The following is a 19,454-nucleotide window of genomic DNA, read 5'->3' on the forward strand; positions in this document are numbered from 1 at the left end:
TTATCCGAAAGTTGCTTTTTGTGCTGCAGGTAGTGCAACACCAGTGTTGATAGTTGCCCCCATGTCATTCAAGACGGACTCCAGCGAGGCAAGGCAGAACATCACATTACTAGCGCTAGCAGATTGGCCCATTAAGCCAATACGCCATACTTTACCGGCTAAGGAACCAAGCCCTGCGCCGATTTCTAGGTCATATTCGTGTAACAAGCGTTTTCTAACGACAGCATCATCAACATTGCTAGGAATAGTGACAGCATTGAGTTGGGCGAGCCGAGAGCCTTCAGGAACGATAAAGCTAAGCCCCATTGCTTCTAGACCGGCTTTTAAGGCCTGGTGCAGCATTGAATGCCGAGCCCATGCATTTTCCAAGCCTTCTTCTTTTAGCATTAATAGTGATTCATGTAAGGCGTATAGGCTGTTAACTGGGGCGGTGTGATGGTATGAGCGTCCGCCGTCATTACCCCAGTAGCCCATAACAAGGCTTAAATCTAAGAACCAACTTTGTACTCGTTCCTTACGTTGTTTGATACGCTCTTGTGAGCGTTCACTAAAGCTAACAGGGGATAAGCCAGGCACGCAGGAAAGACATTTTTGTGTGCCAGAGTAAATGGCATCAATACCCCAATCGTCCACCCGTAATTCTGAACCGCCCACAGAAGTGACGGCATCTACAATAGTGAGGCAATTGTATTGGTGCGCTAATGCACATAAAGTTTTGGCGTCCGATAAAGCGCCCGTAGAAGTTTCTGCGTGAACAAAAGCCAGCACGCTAGCTTCAGGATGGGCTTTAAGAGCATCTTCAACTTTTTGCGGGTCAACCGCTTTTCCCCATTCATCTTCAACCATGATGGCAATAGCACCACAACGTTCAACGTTTTCTTTCATCCGTCCGCCGAAAACACCATTTTGGCAAACAATAACGCTGTCACCTGCTTCTAATAAGTTTGCAAAACAAGTTTCCATACCAGCAGAGCCGGGCGCAGATACCGGGAAAGTTAATTGGTTGTCTGTTTGGAATGCATATTGAAGCAAGGTTTTAACCTCATCCATCATGGTGCTGAAGCTCGGGTCCAAGTGGCCAATCGTTGGGCGTGCAAGCGCCGATAGGACACGTGGGTGAACATCAGATGGGCCGGGGCCCATCAAGGTGCGAACGGGTGGGTTAAACGTTGTGATCGTCATGGTTTTTTTTAGCCTTCGATTTTTTGGCCCGCCATAAACATCCAGGTTTCAATAACGCTGTCTGGGTTTAGCGAGACGCTTTCAATGCCTTGTTCCATTAACCATTTGGCAAGATCAGGATGGTCAGATGGTCCTTGTCCACAAATACCAATGTATTTGTTTTGTTTGCGGCATGCTTGAATAGCCATAGAAAGAAGTTTTCTAATGGCCGGGTCGCGCTCGTCAAATAAAGAAGCGATTAAGCCGGAATCACGATCAAGCCCTAGCGTTAGTTGTGTTAAATCGTTTGAGCCAATTGAGAAACCATCGAAATACTCTAAAAACTCTTCAGCCATTAAAGCGTTAGAAGGTAATTCGCACATCATAATGAGCTTAAGGCCATTTTTACCGCTTTCAATACCGTTTTCTTTCAGTAGCTCGGTGACTTGCTTGGCTTCGTCTAGGGTACGTACGAAAGGGATCATCACCCAGACATTTGTTAGCCCCATCTGGTCGCGTACAAACTTTAGGGCCTCGCATTCCATATTGAAACATTCGCGGAATGAGTCAGAGATGTAGCGTGATGCGCCTCTAAAACCAAGCATTGGGTTTTCTTCTTCCGGTTCATAACGGTCGCCGCCAATTAAGTTGGCGTATTCATTCGATTTGAAATCGGACATGCGAACAATGACGGATTTAGGCGAGAAAGCTGCAGCGATGGTTGAGATGCCTTCGACTAAACGTTTAACGTAATAGTCTTTAGGGCTTTCATAACAAGAAATTCGTTTGCTGATGGTTTCTTTTAGGTCGCTTGGTAATTGTTCATACTCTAAGAGTGCTTTAGGGTGAATACCAATCATTCGGTTAATAATGAACTCTAAGCGTGCTAGGCCAACTCCTTCATGGGGTAATGAGGCGAAATCAAAGGCTCGATCAGGGTTGCCGACGTTCATCATGACTTTAACTGGAATGTCAGGCATGGCGTCTAAGTTAACGGTGTCTATTTGATAGTCCAGTAGACCTTCGTAAATAAAGCCAGTATCTCCTTCGGCACAAGAAACGGTAATATCAGTGTCTTGGGTAATATGGTCTGTTGCATCACCACAGCCAACCACAGCAGGAATACCCAATTCACGGGCAATAATGGCGGCATGACAGGTTCTGCCACCACGGTTGGTTACAATCGCTGAGGCGCGTTTCATAATCGGTTCCCAGTCTGGGTCGGTCATGTCGGTGACTAATACGTCGCCCTCTTGGACTTGGTCCATTTGAGAAATATTATCGATAACGCGAGCAGGGCCAGAACCAATTTTTTGGCCAATACTACGACCCTCAACAAGTACCTTAGCTGTTTCGTTTAAAGAGTAACGTTGAATTTCTTTACCGGCGCGGCTTTGAACCGTTTCAGGACGAGCTTGAACGATATACAGCTGACCGTCTAAACCATCTTTAGCCCATTCGATATCCATAGGCCGTTGGTAGTGTTTTTCAATAGTAATAGCGATGCTGGAAAGTTTTTCCACCTCGGCATCGGTCAAGGAATAAACGCCGCGTGTTGATGGGTCAGTATCCACAATTTTAACAGGGTCGCCTGCTTCATCGTTATAGATCATCTTAATCAACTTGCTACCTAAGTTGCGGCGTAATACAGCAGGCCGACCAGCTTCTAAGGTTGGCTTATGAACATAAAACTCATCTGGGTTAACGGCACCTTGAACGACCATTTCACCTAAACCATAGCTGGAGGTGATAAAAACTGCGTCACGAAAGCCTGATTCGGTATCGAGTGTAAACATAACACCTGAAGCGCTTATGTCGCTGCGAACCATGCGTTGAATGCCAGCGGAAAGGGCAACGCCACTGTGTTCAAATCCTTGGTGTACACGGTAAGAAATGGCTCGATCATTAAATAATGAGGCAAATACCTCTTTAATTGAACGCATTACATTGTCAATACCATCAACGTTTAGGAATGTTTCTTGTTGCCCCGCGAATGATGCATCGGGTAAATCTTCAGCCGTTGCAGAGGAACGAACGGCAACAGAAAACTCACTATTTGCATCAGCTTGCATTTTTGCATAGGCCTTTTCAATAGCCGTTTTTAAGCTTGGTTGGAAGGGCGTGTCAATAATCCACTGGCGAATTTCTTTGCCGGCTGCGGCTAAGGCATTAACGTCATCTACATTTAATGTGCTGAGCTTTTCGTGAATTTTATCATCGATACCACTTTGCGAAAGAAAGTCTCTAAAAGCCGTTGCTGTTGTGGCAAAGCCACCGGGTACATCAACGCCTACAGAGGCTAAATTGCTAATCATCTCGCCGAGTGATGCATTCTTTCCACCAACGTGCTCGACGTCGTCCATACCTGTTGAGTCTAGCCAAACAATATAATCTTCCAACTTCTGATCCCCTAATGTTGATACCTTCCACACTGCAAATCTATCTGCTGAGAAGCTACCTTTTGGTTTAAAATTCGAATTAATCCAATATTTTAACAAAAAATGCACCGCTATATTCAATGAAAAGCAGAACAATCTTTTTTATATCAGATAGAACGGCTATTACAGCAGAAACACTGGGTAATAGTCTAATGACACAATTTACAGGTGTTGAGCGTGAACGACACGTTATTCCCTTTATAGATACGGTATCAAGGGCAGAGACTGTGTGTAATAAAATTAATGCAGCTTATACGGTTAATGAAGGCCGCCCAATTGTTTTTAGCACATTCACTAATGATGATTTGCGTGAGATAGTGTCTAAAAGTAATTGTATTTTCTATGATTTGTTTAATGATTATATTACTAGAATGGAAAATGATTTGCGACAAGAGTCATCTCATGAGGTCGGGAAAAGTCATGGTTTGAGTGATACAAGTTCTTACGAATCACGCATACGGGCGGTTAATTATGCGCTGGAGTATGATGATGGTGCGCGTTTAGACCGTTATGATCAGGCTGATGTCATTTTAATTGGTGTTTCAAGAACGGGGAAAACACCAACGTCTTTATTTCTTGCCCTTCAATATGGCATTTTTACGGCTAACTTCCCGATTACAGACAGTGATTTAGATAACTGTGAGCTTCCTAGAGCATTAAAACCGTATAAGAAAAAATTATTTGGCTTGACCATCAGCGCGGAGCAGCTGAGCAGGATTCGTGAAGAGCGTCGACCAGGTAGTCCTTATGCTTCATTAAAAACCTGTCAAAGAGAAGTTTCACAAGTAGAAGAATTATTGCATATGGAAAATGTGCCGTTTTTGAATGTAACCTCTATTTCGATTGAGGAGATTGCGGCGCAGGTTCGTTTAACTAAAGATTTGGATGTGAAACATTTTTAACAACGAGTATGGAAATCCTGTTTGGCTTTAAGTAATCTTATGATTTTAGGTGTAACTTAGGTTGCGAGTACGGGGGATTACTTTTATCATCCACGCCTTTTATATTCCGTGGTGAGGTCAACAGTCGATGAGTCAACATATTTTTTATCCTGGGCAACGTTGGGTTAGTCATTCTGAAACTGAATTGGGCCTAGGGGTTGTTGAGAGCATAGAAGGGCGCCACGTGACATTGTTTTACCCAGCTGTTGAAGAGCCTCGGGTGTATGCATTGGATAATGCACCGCTAAGTAGGGTGACTTTCAATGTGGGTGACACAGTAAGCCACCAAGGTGGTCAAGAAGTAACTATTGAGCAAACCCAAGAGCATAACCATTGCATGATTTATTTGTGTATTGATGGGCAGGGTGAGCAAGTGGTGCTACACGAAATTGATTTGGATAGTACCGGGGCGTTTAATAAACCTCAAAGTCGTTTATTTACTGGGCAGCTAGATAAAAACAAGCTGTTTGATTTGCGCCTTAAAACATTAGACTTTCAACGCAAACTAGATCAGTTTAAAGGGTTTGGTTTATCGGGCCCACGTGTTCAGTTACTACCCCATCAATTTTATATAGCGAGTAAAGTAACGGAGCGAAATGCAGCGCGTGTTTTACTGGCCGACGAGGTCGGATTAGGGAAAACAATTGAAGCGGGTTTAATTTTACATCAGCAACTATTAACCGGTTCGATTGAGCGAGTATTGATTGTTGTCCCCGATGCACTTATTCATCAATGGTTGGTAGAACTCTTACGTCGTTTTAATTTGTCTTTTACAATTCTAGATCGTGAACGTTGTGATGCGATTAGAGAAGAGGGTGACATAAACCCGTTTGAAACGGCTCAATTAGTACTTTGCCAATTATCTTTTTTATCTGAAAATGCGAATTATCATGCCTCAGCGGTAGCAGCAAATTGGGACTTGATGATTGTTGATGAAGCACATCATTTATTCTGGAACGAGAATAACGTTAGTAACGAATACCGCTGTATTGAAGAATTGGCAAATCATGTGCCGGGCTTATTGTTATTGACTGCTACACCTGAGCAATTAGGGGTCACGAGCCATTTCGCAAGGTTGCGCTTATTAGACCCCGATCGCTATTACGATTTAGCCGCTTTTCGTGAAGAACAAGCCGGTTACCAGGAGATTAATCAGCTTATTAAACAGTTGATGGCGGCAAACTCCATTGATGGGGTACTTGCTGATGTTAATTTAAAGCAATCGCTGTTGCAGCTACTGGGTGAGCAAGCGGTTTTATCTGACGATATATCTGTGGACTCGCTCATTGATGCATTGCTCGATCGGCACGGTACTGGCCGCGTGTTGTTTAGGAACACGCGAGAAAATATAGATGCGTTTTCATCTAGGCAATTACACGCGTATCAATTACCTGCGCTTAGCGTAGAAAATGAGTTTGAGCTAGACACCGATCTTGCATTGGCCAAAACGCTATTGCCTGAAATGTTATTGGGCGAAGACTGGTTGACGCTAGATCCACGTATCACCTGGTTGATGGAATGGTTGGATACGCATAAAAATGAAAAGGTATTGTTGATTTGCGCGCAGCAACAAACGGCGCAGGAGTTACATGAATATTTAAAAATGCGCACAATTTTTGCGTCTGCCGTTTTTCATGAAGGTATGAGCCTAATAGAAAGAGATAGGGCTGCGGCGTATTTTTCTGATGCAGAGGAAGGAGCTCAGATTCTTATCTGTTCTGAAATTGGAAGTGAAGGTCGAAATTTTCAGTTTGCGCATCACTTGGTATTATTTGACCTGCCACTTAATCCAGACTTGTTAGAACAAAGGATAGGTCGCCTAGATCGAATTGGTCAAACCGATACGGTGCACCTTCATGTGCCATGTATAGAGGGAACCGGCCAACATCGATTGATGAATTGGTATGATAAAGGACTCAACGCCTTTAGCCATGTCTGCTCAACAGGGCACCATGTTTATGCGATTGTTAAAGCGGATTTAAAAGAAGCCTTGCTGGGTGATGCGTCTGATGATGAATTTGCAGCGATCATTGAAAAAACCAGTACGTTAATGCAACAGAGCATAGCGGATATGCATGCAGGCCGTGACTTGATGTTGGAATTAAACTCTTGCAGAAAAGAGCAGGCACAAGAAATTATTGATGAAATTAGTTTGTCATCAAGCCACTTAGAACTGTCTCATTACATGGAAGAAGTCTTTGAAAGTTTTGGTGTTGAGCAGCAATACCATAGCGAAGACAGCATTGTTATTAAGCCAAGTGGTCATTTGCAAAGTGATGCTTTCCCTAGTTTGCCTGAAGACGGTTTAACGGCGACGTTTAACCGAAAGATTGCCTTGTCACGTGAAGATTTTCAATTCTTAACCTGGGAACACCCCATGGTGACCGGCGCGATGGAGCAAATTATCAATAGTGAGTTTGGTAATTCAACGTTTTGTACCATGGCATTACCGCCTATTCCTGCTGGAACGGTGATTCTCGAAGCTATTTTTACAACGCATTGTCCCGCACCTAAACGCTTACAATTGCACCGCTATTTGCCGAAAACGGTAAAGCGAATTGTGGTCGGTTCAAATGGCTTGGATATGACTGATATTTTAAAGCCAGAGCATATTGAGTCTAGGGTGACGTTTGTTAAAAAGTCAATTGCACTGAATATTATTGAGCATGGTCAAGAGGCGATTAAAACACTGATTGAAAAAGCTGAGAAACTGGTTGTTGTTCACCAAGAAGCGTTAGTAAAACAAAGTGTTGAAGAGATGCAACAACAAGAATCGTTGAATCTAGAAAGGCTTGTTGCATTGGCGCGGGTAAACCCAAATATTCGCGATAGCGAGATTACTCAACTAAAAGCCAATATTAACGACTTAGGTAGCTACATTAAAAGAGCCTCATTTAAGTTAGATGCAATTCGCGTTATCTTGACCACAGACTAGCTGGCTAGGGCGAAAGGTATCGTACTAATAAGGCACCCTCTAATAGGTTTTAGCGTTAATAATTTATTGACCAGTTAACCAGTCGCCTGATTTGGAGCAGTCTATAATGAGCTGGAGCCGAAGTGGGGTTTTACCTTAGAGCAAGTCTGCTGCCTTGTGATTATAGTTAAAGATAACCAGAGACACTAAAACAGCGGCTTGAATAACCGATTTTGGCATGACAGTAGCAAAAGCGATAGAAAATTAAACAGCCTCTTTTCTTAAAAACACCCATTCTTTGTCTGTAGATTGTTCTGCTGAGAATGCGTAGCCAGCGGTGTCAAACTGTTTGATATCGCTGGGGCTTTCCAGTCTATTTTTAATAATGTAGGCGCTCATCATACCGCGCGCTTTTTTAGCATAAAAACTGATAATTTTATATTTATCATTTTTCCAGTCTTTGAAAACCGGGGTGATCACTTGAGCATTCAGCTGAGCTGGTTTGACAGCCTTGAAATATTCGTTAGAAGCTAGATTAATAAGAACAGGGCTTTTCTGTTCGGTAAGTTCTTGATTCAGTTTGTCGGTAATTTTATGACCCCAAAATTCATAGAGGTTTTTACCTCGTTGGTTGCTAAATTTTGTGCCCATTTCTAAACGATAGGGCTGGATTAAATCTAAAGGTTTAAGTAAACCATACAAACCAGAAAGAATACGTAGGTGCTTATGAGACCACTCTAAATCGTCCTCTGAAAATGAGCTTGTATCCATGCCTTCGTAAACATCACCTTTAAATGATAATAATGCCTGTTTGCTATTTTTATCGGTGAAAGGTCGCTGCCACTCAATAAACCGGTTGCTATTGAGCACGCCTAATTTATCACTAATACTCATCAAACTAGACAGGTCTGATGGTGACAGGGTTTTAAGTTGATCAATTAACTCCGCTGAATCATCTAAAAACGCCGGTTGTGAATGGCTTGTTGTAGCGGGCGGGGTGTCGAAATCTAAGGTTTTCGCAGGAGAAATAATCAATAACATAGCCTTAACTCATTTTAAGTGATGTGTGTTCGTATTGTACGGTAAATATACTGGTTCAGTTAAGTGAGAAAAGAAGCTTTATTTATAAGGGCTCTCTATTATAAAACGTGATGAGCAAAATAATAATAAACACGCAGCGAGGGTATGTTGGCGGGCCAAAAATTGACTTAGCTAGTTACTTTAACTATAGTGCAATGCAATAAACAAGTTTATTCTTAATTAATTATTTGGAGTGCCAGAGTATGAGTAATTCAGTAGCCTTAGTAACAGGTGGTATTGGCGGTATTGGGTCTGAGATATCTAAAAAGTTATCACAGAACGGCTATATTGTTATTGCAACAACGTTTAACAAAGAAATTGAAAAAGCAGACGAATGGGTAGCTGCTCAAAAGAAAGAAGGGTTTGATTTTTTAGTTGAAGAAGCAGACGTTACAAGTTTTGACGCTTGTGCTGAGATGATTAAACACGTTGAAGAGACAGTTGGACCAATTGAAGTGTTGGTTAACTGTGCAGGCATTACTCGCGATGGCTTTTTGAAAAACATGGATGAGTCTAATTGGGATGCTGTGTTATCTACTAATTTAGATGGCGTGTTTAACATGACTAAAAATGTTCTAGACTTTATGTTGAAAAGAGGACATGGACGGATTATTAATATTTCTTCAGTAAATGGCCAACGTGGCCAATTTGGTCAAACTAACTACTCTGCGGCAAAAGCCGGCATGCACGGTTTCACAATGGCGTTAGCACAAGAAGTAGCTCGTAAAGGGATTACTGTTAATTCAGTAAGCCCAGGTTATGTAGCGACTAGCATGGTTATGGCGATTGATGAAGGCATTCGTAATGAATTAATTTCGCAAATTCCAATGCAACGTTTGGCTGAACCGGTTGAGATTGCCAATGCGGTCAACTTTTTAGCCTCAAGCGAAGCAAGCTATATAACAGGGGCAAATATTCCTGTTAATGGTGGCTTGTTTACTAGTTTCTAAGGAGTCTGAAATACTTCTTTAGAGAGAAAAAGGCAACCATTTGGTTGCCTTTTTTATTGACAGCTAGTTAAGTAATCGATATTACTGGACTAGGTTTTTATTTTTTAAATAATTCAGGGAGCGGTGAAAATGCAAAATGACCTTATCAAACAGTGGGCTCAATTAAGTAAAAAAGCCAATGAATCATTAAAGAAAATTAATACGTTAAATACCCAATCGGTAAAACAACTAACCCAATTACAAATGGATTTGGTGTCGAGTTGTCTTGAAGGAAGTATAAAAAAAGTTACCTCAGTGAACAAAGTTGAGTCAATGACAGAATTGATGAATTTACAATCTAGTTTGTACAAGGAGCTATCAGAAAAAGTATTGAAAAATGCGCAATCGTCAGTCAAAGTTGCAATGGAGACAAGGAAGGCGATGGGCGAGCTTATCCAAGAAGGCTTAGCAGAGGCGCCTTCAATGGTTATGACGCCCGCGGCTAAGAAAACAACACCAAAACCTGCCGCTAGGAAGGCGACCCCCAAGCCTGCGCCTAAGAAAGCAGCACCGAAACCTGCTGCTAAAAAAGCTCCCCCCAAACCCGCGGCTAAGAAAACAGCACCGAAACCTGCCGCTAAAAAAACTCCCCCCAAACCGGCGGCTAAGAAAGCCGCACCGAAGCCTACAGCTAAGGAAGCCGCACCAAAACCCGCTGTCAAACAAACGGCACCTAAAGCAACGGCTAGAAGCACGCAACTACCAAATCCGTCAGGTCGCCCTGTAACAGAAGGTGATGCTAAAAAATAATTATGTCTCGCGCTAAGGTCTACAATGTTAGGTAGACCTTAGCGGTATGAGGTGGGGAAGTATATGAAAGCAACGATTGAAATTGAGGCAACACCTCAAGAAATGAGAGAGTTCTTGGGTCTGCCTGATGTTCAAGCTATTCAGCGCGAAGCGATAGAGAAAATTCGTAATAAAATGCTAGTTGGTATTGAGTCGAGTGATATGGTTGAACTCATGAAACTATATATGCCAATGCCTGAACAAATGTTGGCAATGGAAGGTGTTCAAAAGACTATGTGGGATGCGATGATGAAAACGGTTGAGCTATCAACATCGACAGACAAAGGCAAATCCTAAGCTAGTCCTTGTTCCAGTGATTGGATCAGTGTCTGTTGAGTTCTTGGGCTAGTGAATGCACCAATGTGCCCGCCAACAAGCGCTTGTTCTTGATAAAGCTCCGGCTTTATATGTTGCTTTAGTGCGCGTGTTGCTTCGGGTGGGACAAGGTGATCTTGTGTTGCGTAAAGGTTTAGCACCGGAGACGTGATTTTGTTCAGTAAAACAGCATGCCCAGCAATGGTTAATGTGTTTTCATGTAATTTGTTCTGTTGATAAAAATTAATTAAAAACTCATCGGCAGCCGCTCTGTTTAAATCTGGTCCGTCATGTAACCACCTTTCCATGCGTAGGAACGTGTTTAAGCTTTCAGCGTTGTTAATAATATGCTTGAGTCGACGGTACTTTTCTCGGTTTAATTGAAAAGGTTTTATGGCTTTAAAAAGTTGGCTTATAAGCTCAGCAGGCACATTGCCTGTATGAGATGCTAATGCTTGTGTATTTAAGTGACTGGTCCAACTTGTTAAGGGGTTGTTTTTAGTATGAAAATCTATGGGCGTCACTAGGGTTACGAGCTTGCGAATTTCAGTTGGGTGAAGCGCGGTATAACATAAGGAGAAGACGCCGCCTTGGCAAACACCTAAGAGGTCTATTTTTTCTTCTTTAGAGTGGTGTTTTACTTGCTGAACGCAACGGTGTAAATAACCATTAATATAGTCATTTAGGTCTGTAAAACGATCACTACTATCGGGGTATCCCCAGTCGATGAGGTAAACCGGGTAACCTTTCTCTAATAAACGTAATATAAGGGATCTTTTAGGCTCAAGATCCATAATATAAGGGCGATTAACCAGAGCGTAGGTTATTAGGATAGGGAGTTTTTTCTGCGCAACATCAAGAGGGTTATAGTGAAAAAGTTGCAGCTTATTTTCACTATAAATAAGTTCTTTGAGGCTACTGCCGACTTCAGGTGGGGGTTGTTTATCCTTGTCAGCTAGCTTCTCCATAAGAAGCACAAACTCATCTTGCCAGATATTTTCGTGATCTTTGGTTTTATTCGGCATCTGCTCGGCTCAACAGGCGTTATTTTAATTGATAAATGGTTTGTCTAAGTTCGTTAATGACTTCGTCGGTTTGTGCTTTATATTCTGCAAACTCCATTCTAAGTTTATGCAGGCCATTTTGTAAATCTTCTAATGATTGTTGTGTTGGAAGGCCGAATAGCTCAGCTGCTTGTTCAGAAAAAGCATGTTGTGTATTTTTTAAGTTATTTAATGATTCAAACAATTTTTTTTGCGCATTTATATAGTCATCTGTTTGACTGATCTCACTAAACGCCTTTTCTCCAGCAGTTAACCAAAAAATACATAGCTGTTCATTCGATGCGTCTGGAGACTCATCTTTCAAAGCTTGAAAGTGCTTCATTGCTGATTGGCTTAACTTGGCATAAAGCTGATTTAATTTAGACAGCGCTGCTTGAATACTAGAGAGATTTTCTTGGGCCTGTAATGGAAGTTCGCAGATTGCTTGGGTAAATTGCTGTATCAGCTGGGTATCAGTGCTTGATTGAAAGTTATTGAGGCTAAAAAAGCTTTGGAGCCATTTAGTTTGTGGGTTTGATGCTGTGTTAAATCCGAGAGTGCTGGGTAAGTCCCAAAATTTTGATAAATCAGTCTCGTTATTATTTACGTTGTTAATTAGCTGCTGATAAAAGTCGCCATGTTCTTGAAACTTTTGCAAAACGGCCTTGTACTCATCTGGCAGCTTACTGTTCATTAATGTAAAAAACTGAGTATAAGGGCTTTTAGTATCTGTGGTCATTTGTGTTGTTTCTAATGAACTAGCTATGATTATATTGAAATAAAACTAAAACGTAATGCTGGCTTTGATGTTTAGTTGCTTTGTAAGGGGAGTGATTGTTGCGCAATAATCTGTTTAAGTGACCAATGCTTAATACCCCAATTTAGAATGTCTGCTGTGCTTGATTCTAACAGTTCTTGGGGTGGGTTTAAGCTTAAATGAACAAATGTTCTTAAAAGTGTGGGTTTAACAGGTGATAATGAGATGTCGCTCGCATAAGTTTGTTTGCTCAATTTAATGCCGCTAGTGTCTGTAATAACAGGGATATGGGCATAATGAGGTGTTTGTATGTTCAATAATTGTTGTAAATGAATTTGTTGGTAGGTGCTGTCTAGAAGGTCATGCCCTCGTAATACTTCAGTAATGCCTTGTGTATTATCATCTATAACAACAGCAAGGTGATAAGAATAAACACGGTCTTTACGAAACATTACAAAATCATCATGCTGTGTTTGTAGTTTATGGTGGGAGGGACCTTGCACGGCATCGATAAAGGATATTTTTTTATTTGCTAATCGGATACGTAATGCAGAAGGTTGATTGGCTTTTAGCGGATGGCTTAGACAATGGCCGTCATAAAGACCTGCGTGAAGTCCTCTGTTGGCTAAATCTTTGCGAGAGCATTGACAGGGATAAAGTAATTGACGTTCAAGGAGTTGTTCTAACGCCTGTTGATAGTCATGATGGCGAGTGTGCTGGTAGAAAACAGGCTCATCCCATGTAAGGCCGAATTGCTCGAGCGTTTTAAGTATTTTGCTGGAATACTGTTGCTGACAGCGAGCGGAGTCTAAGTCATCTATTCTTACAAGCCATTTGCCGCCTTTAGATCGTGCTTGTAAAAAGCTAGCAATAGCCGTGTATAAAGAGCCGTAATGTAAAGGGCCGGTTGGAGAGGGGGCAAATCGCCCCCTATAAGCTGGGTCCAAAGCAACCAAAAGATAGGCTTAAGGCAAAGGCATCAAATCTTTTGTTTTTCTCTTATCTCATCAAGAGATTTACAGTCAATACATTGTGTGGCAGTTGGGCGTGCTTCTAAACGCTTAATAGCGATTTCTATGCCACATGTTTCACAAAACCCATAGTCACCAGCGTTCAACATGCTAATGGATTCATCAATTTTTTTGACCAGTTTACGTTCACGATCGCGTGTTCTTAACTCAAGGCTAAAGTCAGCTTCTTGGCTGGCTCTATCTGTTGGATCTGGAAAGTTTGAAGCTTCATCTTGCATGTGATGAACGGTACGGTCCACATCATCCATTAGGCCTTCTTTCCACTGCATTAGAATAGATCTGAAGTGTTCAACCTGAGCAGGACTCATGTGTTCCTCACCTTTCTTTGCTTTGTAAGGTTTAAACTCTAGGTGACTTGCATCTAAATTTTTATCTTTGTTTGTAGCCATTATTTTATTTGTTACCAATGGTTAAAAAAATCAAGCGCGCATAAATATCAGATATTGCGGAAATAAGCAATGTTTTTCGTCGATTTGAATGCTCGTACGTTCAGTTGTATTGCTCTAAAATATAGACTTTATTTCAGGTTTCTACAAAGGTTTTTTGATGAATGTTGGGAAAGTTTCTAAGCGCGTTGAACAGGTTTTTCCGTTTTATGTGATGGATATTATGGAGAAAGCTAAAGCGCTTGAAGAGCAAGGGGAAAATGTTGTTCATATGGAAGTAGGGGAACCAGACTTTCCAACCCCTGAACCGATCTTAAAGGCTGCTCAAGGTTTTTTGGAAAAAGGAGATGTTCACTATACTAAAGCGCAAGGCTTACCTGCCTTACGAAAAAAAATAGCAAGGTATTATCGTGATGAGTATAACGTTGACCTATCGCCTGAACGTATTTTTATAACGCCAGGTGCATCAGGGGCCTTAACGGTTGCCTTAGCATCATTGATAGATGCAGGTGATGAGGTGCTGACCTGCGACCCGGGGTATCCCTGTAATAATAATATAGTTACTTTATTTGGGGGGCAGCCAACCTCTATCAATGTTGGTGAGGAACATGGTTTTCAACTAACAGGGCAGTTAATTGCACAAGCATGGTCGAAGGCAACACGTGGTGTAATGATGGCCTCACCCTCAAACCCAACTGGAGCAACGGTTAATTTTGATCAGTTACAAAATATTGTTCAAACAATAACAGAGCGAGAAGGGTTTTTAATTTCAGATGAGATATATCATGGGCTTGTGTATGGGCAACGAGCCATTTCAGCATTAGAAATATCAGATGATGTGTTTGTTTTAAATAGCTTTTCAAAGTTTTTTGGAATGACAGGCTGGCGCTTGGGTTGGTTGGTGGTGCCTGAATACGCTATATCAGCTGCAAATCGGCTTATGCAAAACTTATATATCTCTGCACCAACGCCTTCGCAATATGCCGCTTTAGCTGCCTTTGATGAGGATACACGAGTGATTTTGAATCAACGTAGAGATGAGTTCGAGCAGCGTAGAGATAGGCTTTACGAGGGTTTGGAGTCATTGGGGTTTGTAATGATGGCTAAGCCACAAGGTGCGTTTTATATTTATGCGGACTGCCGATTATTTACGGATGATAGTTATGCGTTTGCTTTGGAGTTATTGGAAAAAGCAGGTGTAGCAACAACGCCAGGGAAAGACTTTGGTTCTAGCGAACCTGCAAGGTATCTTCGGTTTGCATACACGACATCAATTGAACGTATTGAAGAGGGCTTAAAGCGAATTAAAACCTTCTTAGCAGAACGTGGTAGCTAAGATTAACTGCATAGTGCAGGGTTGGCTCGCTTGAACCTATTAGCTACCGTGTGTAATTAGTTTCTTTTCCCAGGCTAAGGATGTTTTAACGATCAGGTTTAAATCATCGTACTGAGGTTGCCAGCCAATGGTTTGACGGATTTTTTCAGCCACAGAGATGAGTTCTGGTGGGTCACCGGCACGACGGGGCATTTCTTCGACACAGATGGGTACGCCATGTTCTTCATTAATAGCGTTAATGACTTCTTTAACGCTAAAACCATGGCCGTAACCACAATTAAGGGTTGTTGATTCGCCATTATTTCTTAAATAATCCAGAGCGTTAATATGTGCTTCAGCTAAGTCAGACACATGGATGTAATCACGAATACCGGTGCCATCGGGTGTTGGGTAATCAGTGCCAAAAACAAATAATTTTTCACGTTTGCCAACAGCAACTTCAGCGGCGACTTTAATGAGTAAAGTCGCATTTTTTGTTGATTGACCAATTTTTCCATCGGGGTCCGAACCGGCAACGTTAAAATAGCGCAAGATAACGTGATTGAGTTCTGTGGCTTTAGATAAGTCGCGAATCATCTGCTCACTCATCAGTTTAGAACTGCCATACGGGTTAATCGGTGCGGTAGGGGTTTCTTCTGAAGCAAAACCGGTTTCAAGCTCGCCGTATACAGCAGCAGTAGAGCTGAAGATTATATTTTCTATGCCTGCTTTAGAGCAGCACTCCAACAGGTTACGCGTGCAACAGGTATTATTTTCATAATACTTCAGTGGGTTTTCAACAGACTCAGGGACGATGGTGTGAGCTGCAAAATGTAGGACAGAATCAATATTGTGTTGTTGTAGGATGCGGTCTACAAGTTTTTTGTCGCCGGTGTTACCTTGAATGAATTTACCGTACAAAATTGAGTGTTCAAAACCAGTTGATAAATCATCTAATATGATGATGTTTTCGCCTCGTTCGCCAAGCAACTTAACAACATGGCTACCTATATAGCCTGCGCCGCCGGTCACTAAAATGGATTTTGCTGTCATAGGGTGTTTTCCAATAATTGAATGGTTACATATTGGCCTTTCTCAATGTCGCTAGCTGATTGCTCTAAGACAATTAAGCAGTTAGCTTTAGACATAGAGCTTAGCATGTGTGAGCCTTGTCCGCCGGTTGAATGAACCAATAGCTCGCCGTCTTTGTTTTCAACAAACCCACGTTGAAATTCGGTACGCCCAGGCTGTTTTTTGATGATTTCAGTTGTTTTGGCCTGTAAATTAACACTTGTTTGTGGCGCTCGCCCCATGATTTTATGTAATGCAGGCAGCACAATTTGCTGAAAGGTCACCATGACTGAGACAGGGTTGCCCGGCAAGCCAAAAAAAGCAGCCTCGCCGATAGTACCAAAAACTAGCGGTTTGCCTGGTTTAATGGCAATTTTCCATAAATTAACGGTACCAATTTTAGCCAGAACTTCAGCAATAAAGTCGGCCTCACCAACCGAAACGCCACCAGTGGTAATGATCAGGTCACAGTTTTTAGAAGCGGATACCAACGCTTCTTCAACAGCAAGGCGGTTGTCTGGAATGACACCTAAGTCTATGGGTGTAACACCCGCTTGTTCAAGTAAGGCTTGCAAGGTGTAGCGATTGCTATCAAAAATTTGCCCAAGTTGAGCTTGTTGTCCAATAGAAATGAGTTCATCACCGGTTGAGAAGAACCCCACGGTGAGTTGTTTGAAAACGCTAATGTCTGCAATGCCACAAGCTGCAAGTAGCCCTATGTCAGCAGGCTTTAAGAGCTTGCCTTTATTGAGTATTGCTTGATTCTTTTTTGTGTCATCTCCAATGTTTCTGATGTTTTCACCGTGTTTTGGTTGCTGTGTTATTTGAATCTGTTCGCCGGTTCGATGAACATTTTCCTGCATGACAACGCAATCACAATCACCTGGAACATAGGCGCCGGTAAAAATTCGGATACATTCCCCTTTAGCCACTTTTTTGGTGAAAGGTTTGCCGGCCCAAGAAACACCAATCACTTTTAGTGAGTGACCTTGTTGGTCACCGGTTCGAATGGCATAACCATCCATGGATGAGTTCCTAAAACTAGGAACATCTACAGAAGACTTTATATCTTCATAGGTGATTCTATTAAGCGAGTCCTTTAGCGATACACGCTCATAACGATCAGTTTGCTGAAGCGTTTGTAAAATTTGAGTTAATGCTTGCTCCAGTGTTAATACCCCAGGGGTGCTACAACAGTCAGTCATTCTGTGGCCTTTAAAAATTGGTCGATGATAAAGTTAGCGATTTGTTCAGGCTTGTTTATGTCAAAGTGTGGAAGCTCTGTCGATAAGTTTGTGTTGCTGGCTATAGCGATAATTGAAGGGTCATTAGTGTATAGAAAAGGGGCGTTTAATTCAGCTCGATGCAGTTCAATTTTTGGATAAAACGTGTGTTTAAAGCCCTCAACAATCACCAAGTCAACAGAGCCTGGAGGAAAGCAACCCAGTTGTTCTGCCAGAGTGGGCTCGTTTCCGTCTAACTCGGTAATCACCGCGCGACGATGACTAGAAACCAACACAACAGGGGAGGCCCCAGCTTTTCTTAGGCGATAGCTGTCCTTGCCTGGTTGATCGATTTCAAAATCATGGTGGCTGTGCTTAATTAAGCCAGTTTTCAGCCCTCGTTCATTCAATATAGGAATGAGTTGGCTGATAAGCGTTGTTTTCCCAGTACCGCTATTGGCTACAAAACCTAAAATAGGCGCGGGTGGTGACGAGTTATCCGCTGTGTGCGAGTTCTTCATGTGGTTAAAAGTGTGATGCATTAACCCATAGGTGAACATAGATACTGGCTATATAGCCTAACGCGATAATCGGTGTCCATTTAAGGTGAGAAGCAAACGTGTAAATGCCACGAGCCTGCCCCATTAAAGCTACACCTGCAGCCGAGCCAATGGAAAGCAAGCTACCACCAACACCAGCTGTAAGAGTGACTAACAGCCATTGGCCATGTGACATATCTGGGTTCATCGTGAGTACCGCAAACATAACAGGGATATTATCGACAATAGCCGAGAGTACGCCTACGATGACATTGGCAACCGTTGGTCCTAGCTCACCATACATCGTTTCAGAAATCATGCCTAGATAACCAATAAAGCCTAATCCACCGACAGCCATAATAACGCCGTAGAAGAAGAATAAGGTGTCCCATTCTGCGCCAGCCACTTTTTTAAAGACATCAAAGTCTTTATCACGAGTATAGTCAGTATTTCTCGCTTCCATGCCCTCGTTAAATCGGTCTTCTGTGGGGTTGCCGCTAAAACGATAGGTTCTTTTGAGATAGTAGCCAAAAAACTTTAAATACGCCAAACCGGTCATCATGCCAATAGCAGGGGGTAAATGAAGAAAGTTGTGGAAGCTCACAGCCGTTAGAATGGTTAATAAGAATAGGACGACAATGACTATTCCTCCGCGATGCATTACAAGTTGTTCGCCGTCAACTTTGTCGGGGGAGCCGCTTGGAATGAAAAAATGCATGATGGCCGCAGGCACGAGGTAGTTAACAAAAGACGGCAAAAATAAGGTGAAAAACTCGGTAAAACGAACAAGTCCTTTTTGCCAAACCATCAGTGTTGTAATATCGCCAAACGGGCTAAAGGCACCTCCAGCGTTTGCTGCAACAACGATAGCAATACATGAAATGGCCACAAATTTTGGTTCTTTGGTACCAACCGTCAAGGCAACTGTGCACATAATAAGCGCGGTGGTTAAGTTGTCAGCTATTGGGGATATAAAGAAAGCGAGTATCCCTAAAAGCCAAAACAACGATTTATAACTAAAGTTTTTCTCAACTAACCAACCTCTTAACGCATCGAACACACCTCGTTCTATCATGGCGTTTATGTAGGTCATGGCGACTAGGAGAAAGAAAAATAGCTCTGCGTACTCAAGAAAGTTATGTCGTATTGCAATTTCAGCGGAGTCATCAAAACCATGTTGTTGGTAAGCAATGGCAATCATGATCCAGATGATGCCTGCTGCTAAAAGAACAGGCTTTGATTTGGGTAAATGAAGCTGTTCTTCAAAAATAACTAATAGGTAGGCAATAGCAAATACGCCAAGGGCTAAATAGCCAATTATATTGTCGGTTAGATCAAGATGACTTGTTTCGCTGGTATTACTAGCAAACGCTATGGTGGGTACAAAAAATATAAATAGTAGGTAAGCAAAGCGTGTAGATAAGTTCATTGATTCCTTAGGTGTAATACAGGTGGGTGGGAT

General features: G+C 42.1%; 17 protein-coding genes. 6 read left to right on the top strand and 11 right to left on the bottom strand.

From position 1 onward, the window contains the following. Both CPC19_RS05290 and ppsA read right to left on the bottom strand, forming a co-directional pair. A complete protein-coding gene (locus CPC19_RS05290) occupies positions 1-1,182 on the bottom strand; it encodes an alanine--glyoxylate aminotransferase family protein (protein ID WP_016390031.1) in 1,182 nt (393 codons plus the stop codon). 8 nt (positions 1,183-1,190) lie between these two features. Continuing rightward, positions 1,191-3,560, bottom strand: a complete 2,370-nt coding sequence (gene ppsA / locus CPC19_RS05295) for a phosphoenolpyruvate synthase (protein WP_016390032.1) — start codon at positions 3,558-3,560, stop codon at positions 1,191-1,193. Positions 3,561-3,679: 119 nt separating this feature from the next. Here ppsA and CPC19_RS05300 point away from each other — a divergent pair, with 119 nt between their 5' ends. Both CPC19_RS05300 and rapA read left to right on the top strand, forming a co-directional pair. Next, entirely contained in the window at positions 3,680-4,501 is an 822-nt protein-coding gene (locus CPC19_RS05300) for a pyruvate, water dikinase regulatory protein (protein ID WP_016390033.1), read from the top strand. 127 nt (positions 4,502-4,628) lie between these two features. Then, complete coding sequence (gene rapA / locus CPC19_RS05305; protein WP_015006316.1) at positions 4,629-7,475, top strand: RNA polymerase-associated protein RapA; 2,847 nt, start codon at positions 4,629-4,631, stop codon at positions 7,473-7,475. A 243-nt stretch (positions 7,476-7,718) separates the two neighbouring features. On the opposite strand, the gene yaaA is transcribed toward rapA, so the two are convergent. Then, complete coding sequence (yaaA, locus tag CPC19_RS05310) at positions 7,719-8,495, bottom strand: peroxide stress protein YaaA (RefSeq protein WP_016390034.1); 777 nt, start codon at positions 8,493-8,495, stop codon at positions 7,719-7,721. Positions 8,496-8,737: 242 nt separating this feature from the next. On the opposite strand from yaaA, the gene phbB reads away from it, so the two are divergent. The 3 genes from phbB (at position 8,738) to CPC19_RS05325 (ending at position 10,609) form a co-directional block, all read left to right on the top strand. Further along, positions 8,738-9,484, top strand: a complete 747-nt coding sequence (gene phbB / locus CPC19_RS05315; RefSeq protein ID WP_015006314.1) for an acetoacetyl-CoA reductase — start codon at positions 8,738-8,740, stop codon at positions 9,482-9,484. A gap of 129 nt (positions 9,485-9,613) precedes the next feature. Beyond that, positions 9,614-10,273, top strand: a complete 660-nt coding sequence (locus tag CPC19_RS05320; protein ID WP_015006313.1) for a phasin family protein — start codon at positions 9,614-9,616, stop codon at positions 10,271-10,273. Between the two features lie 63 nt (positions 10,274-10,336). Then, complete coding sequence (locus CPC19_RS05325) at positions 10,337-10,609, top strand: DUF6489 family protein (RefSeq protein ID WP_015006312.1); 273 nt, start codon at positions 10,337-10,339, stop codon at positions 10,607-10,609. Here CPC19_RS05325 and phaC read toward each other — a convergent pair. From phaC to dksA, 4 genes are all read right to left on the bottom strand, one after another. Further along, positions 10,606-11,652 (bottom strand): class III poly(R)-hydroxyalkanoic acid synthase subunit PhaC, encoded by a 1,047-nt coding sequence (gene phaC / locus CPC19_RS05330; protein ID WP_015006311.1) that lies wholly within the window; start codon positions 11,650-11,652, stop codon positions 10,606-10,608. The genes CPC19_RS05325 and phaC overlap by 4 nt on opposite strands. Positions 11,653-11,671: 19 nt before the next feature. After that, the gene (locus CPC19_RS05335; protein WP_015006310.1) at positions 11,672-12,409 is read right to left on the bottom strand and encodes a poly(R)-hydroxyalkanoic acid synthase subunit PhaE; all 738 of its coding nucleotides are present in this window, start codon (positions 12,407-12,409) and stop codon (positions 11,672-11,674) included. A 71-nt stretch (positions 12,410-12,480) separates the two neighbouring features. Next, positions 12,481-13,383 carry a tRNA glutamyl-Q(34) synthetase GluQRS gene (gene gluQRS / locus CPC19_RS05340; RefSeq protein ID WP_016390035.1) on the bottom strand — a complete coding sequence of 301 codons (903 nt, stop codon included), beginning with the start codon at positions 13,381-13,383 and terminating at the stop codon, positions 12,481-12,483. A 23-nt stretch (positions 13,384-13,406) separates the two neighbouring features. After that, a complete protein-coding gene (gene dksA / locus CPC19_RS05345; RefSeq protein ID WP_015006308.1) occupies positions 13,407-13,847 on the bottom strand; it encodes an RNA polymerase-binding protein DksA in 441 nt (146 codons plus the stop codon). A gap of 157 nt (positions 13,848-14,004) precedes the next feature. Between dksA and CPC19_RS05350 the strand changes: the two genes are divergently transcribed. Further along, entirely contained in the window at positions 14,005-15,180 is a 1,176-nt protein-coding gene (locus CPC19_RS05350) for an aminotransferase class I/II-fold pyridoxal phosphate-dependent enzyme (RefSeq protein WP_015006307.1), read from the top strand. Positions 15,181-15,219: 39 nt separating this feature from the next. On the opposite strand, the gene galE is transcribed toward CPC19_RS05350, so the two are convergent. Genes galE through nhaD form a run of 4 tightly spaced genes read right to left on the bottom strand, consistent with a single transcriptional unit; the run spans position 15,220 to position 19,421 of the window. Next, complete coding sequence (gene galE / locus CPC19_RS05355; RefSeq protein ID WP_016390036.1) at positions 15,220-16,212, bottom strand: UDP-glucose 4-epimerase GalE; 993 nt, start codon at positions 16,210-16,212, stop codon at positions 15,220-15,222. Next, positions 16,209-17,435: a gephyrin-like molybdotransferase Glp gene (gene glp / locus CPC19_RS05360; RefSeq protein WP_016390037.1), complete on the bottom strand. Its 1,227-nt coding sequence runs from the start codon at positions 17,433-17,435 to the stop codon at positions 16,209-16,211. The genes galE and glp overlap by 4 nt, the downstream gene beginning before the upstream one ends. Further along, positions 17,432-17,974, bottom strand: coding sequence for a molybdopterin-guanine dinucleotide biosynthesis protein B (gene mobB, locus CPC19_RS05365; protein ID WP_015006304.1), 543 nt, complete (start codon positions 17,972-17,974; stop codon positions 17,432-17,434). The genes glp and mobB overlap by 4 nt, the downstream gene beginning before the upstream one ends. 4 nt (positions 17,975-17,978) lie before the next feature. After that, on the bottom strand, positions 17,979-19,421 hold the full coding sequence (gene nhaD, locus CPC19_RS05370; protein ID WP_016390039.1) for a sodium:proton antiporter NhaD: 1,443 nt from the start codon (positions 19,419-19,421) through the stop codon (positions 17,979-17,981). Positions 19,422-19,454: the final 33 nt, after the last annotated feature.

Source organism: Cycloclasticus sp. PY97N (assembly GCF_002443175.1).
In the GTDB taxonomy this organism is placed as follows: Bacteria; Pseudomonadota; Gammaproteobacteria; order Methylococcales; family Cycloclasticaceae; genus Cycloclasticus; species Cycloclasticus pugetii.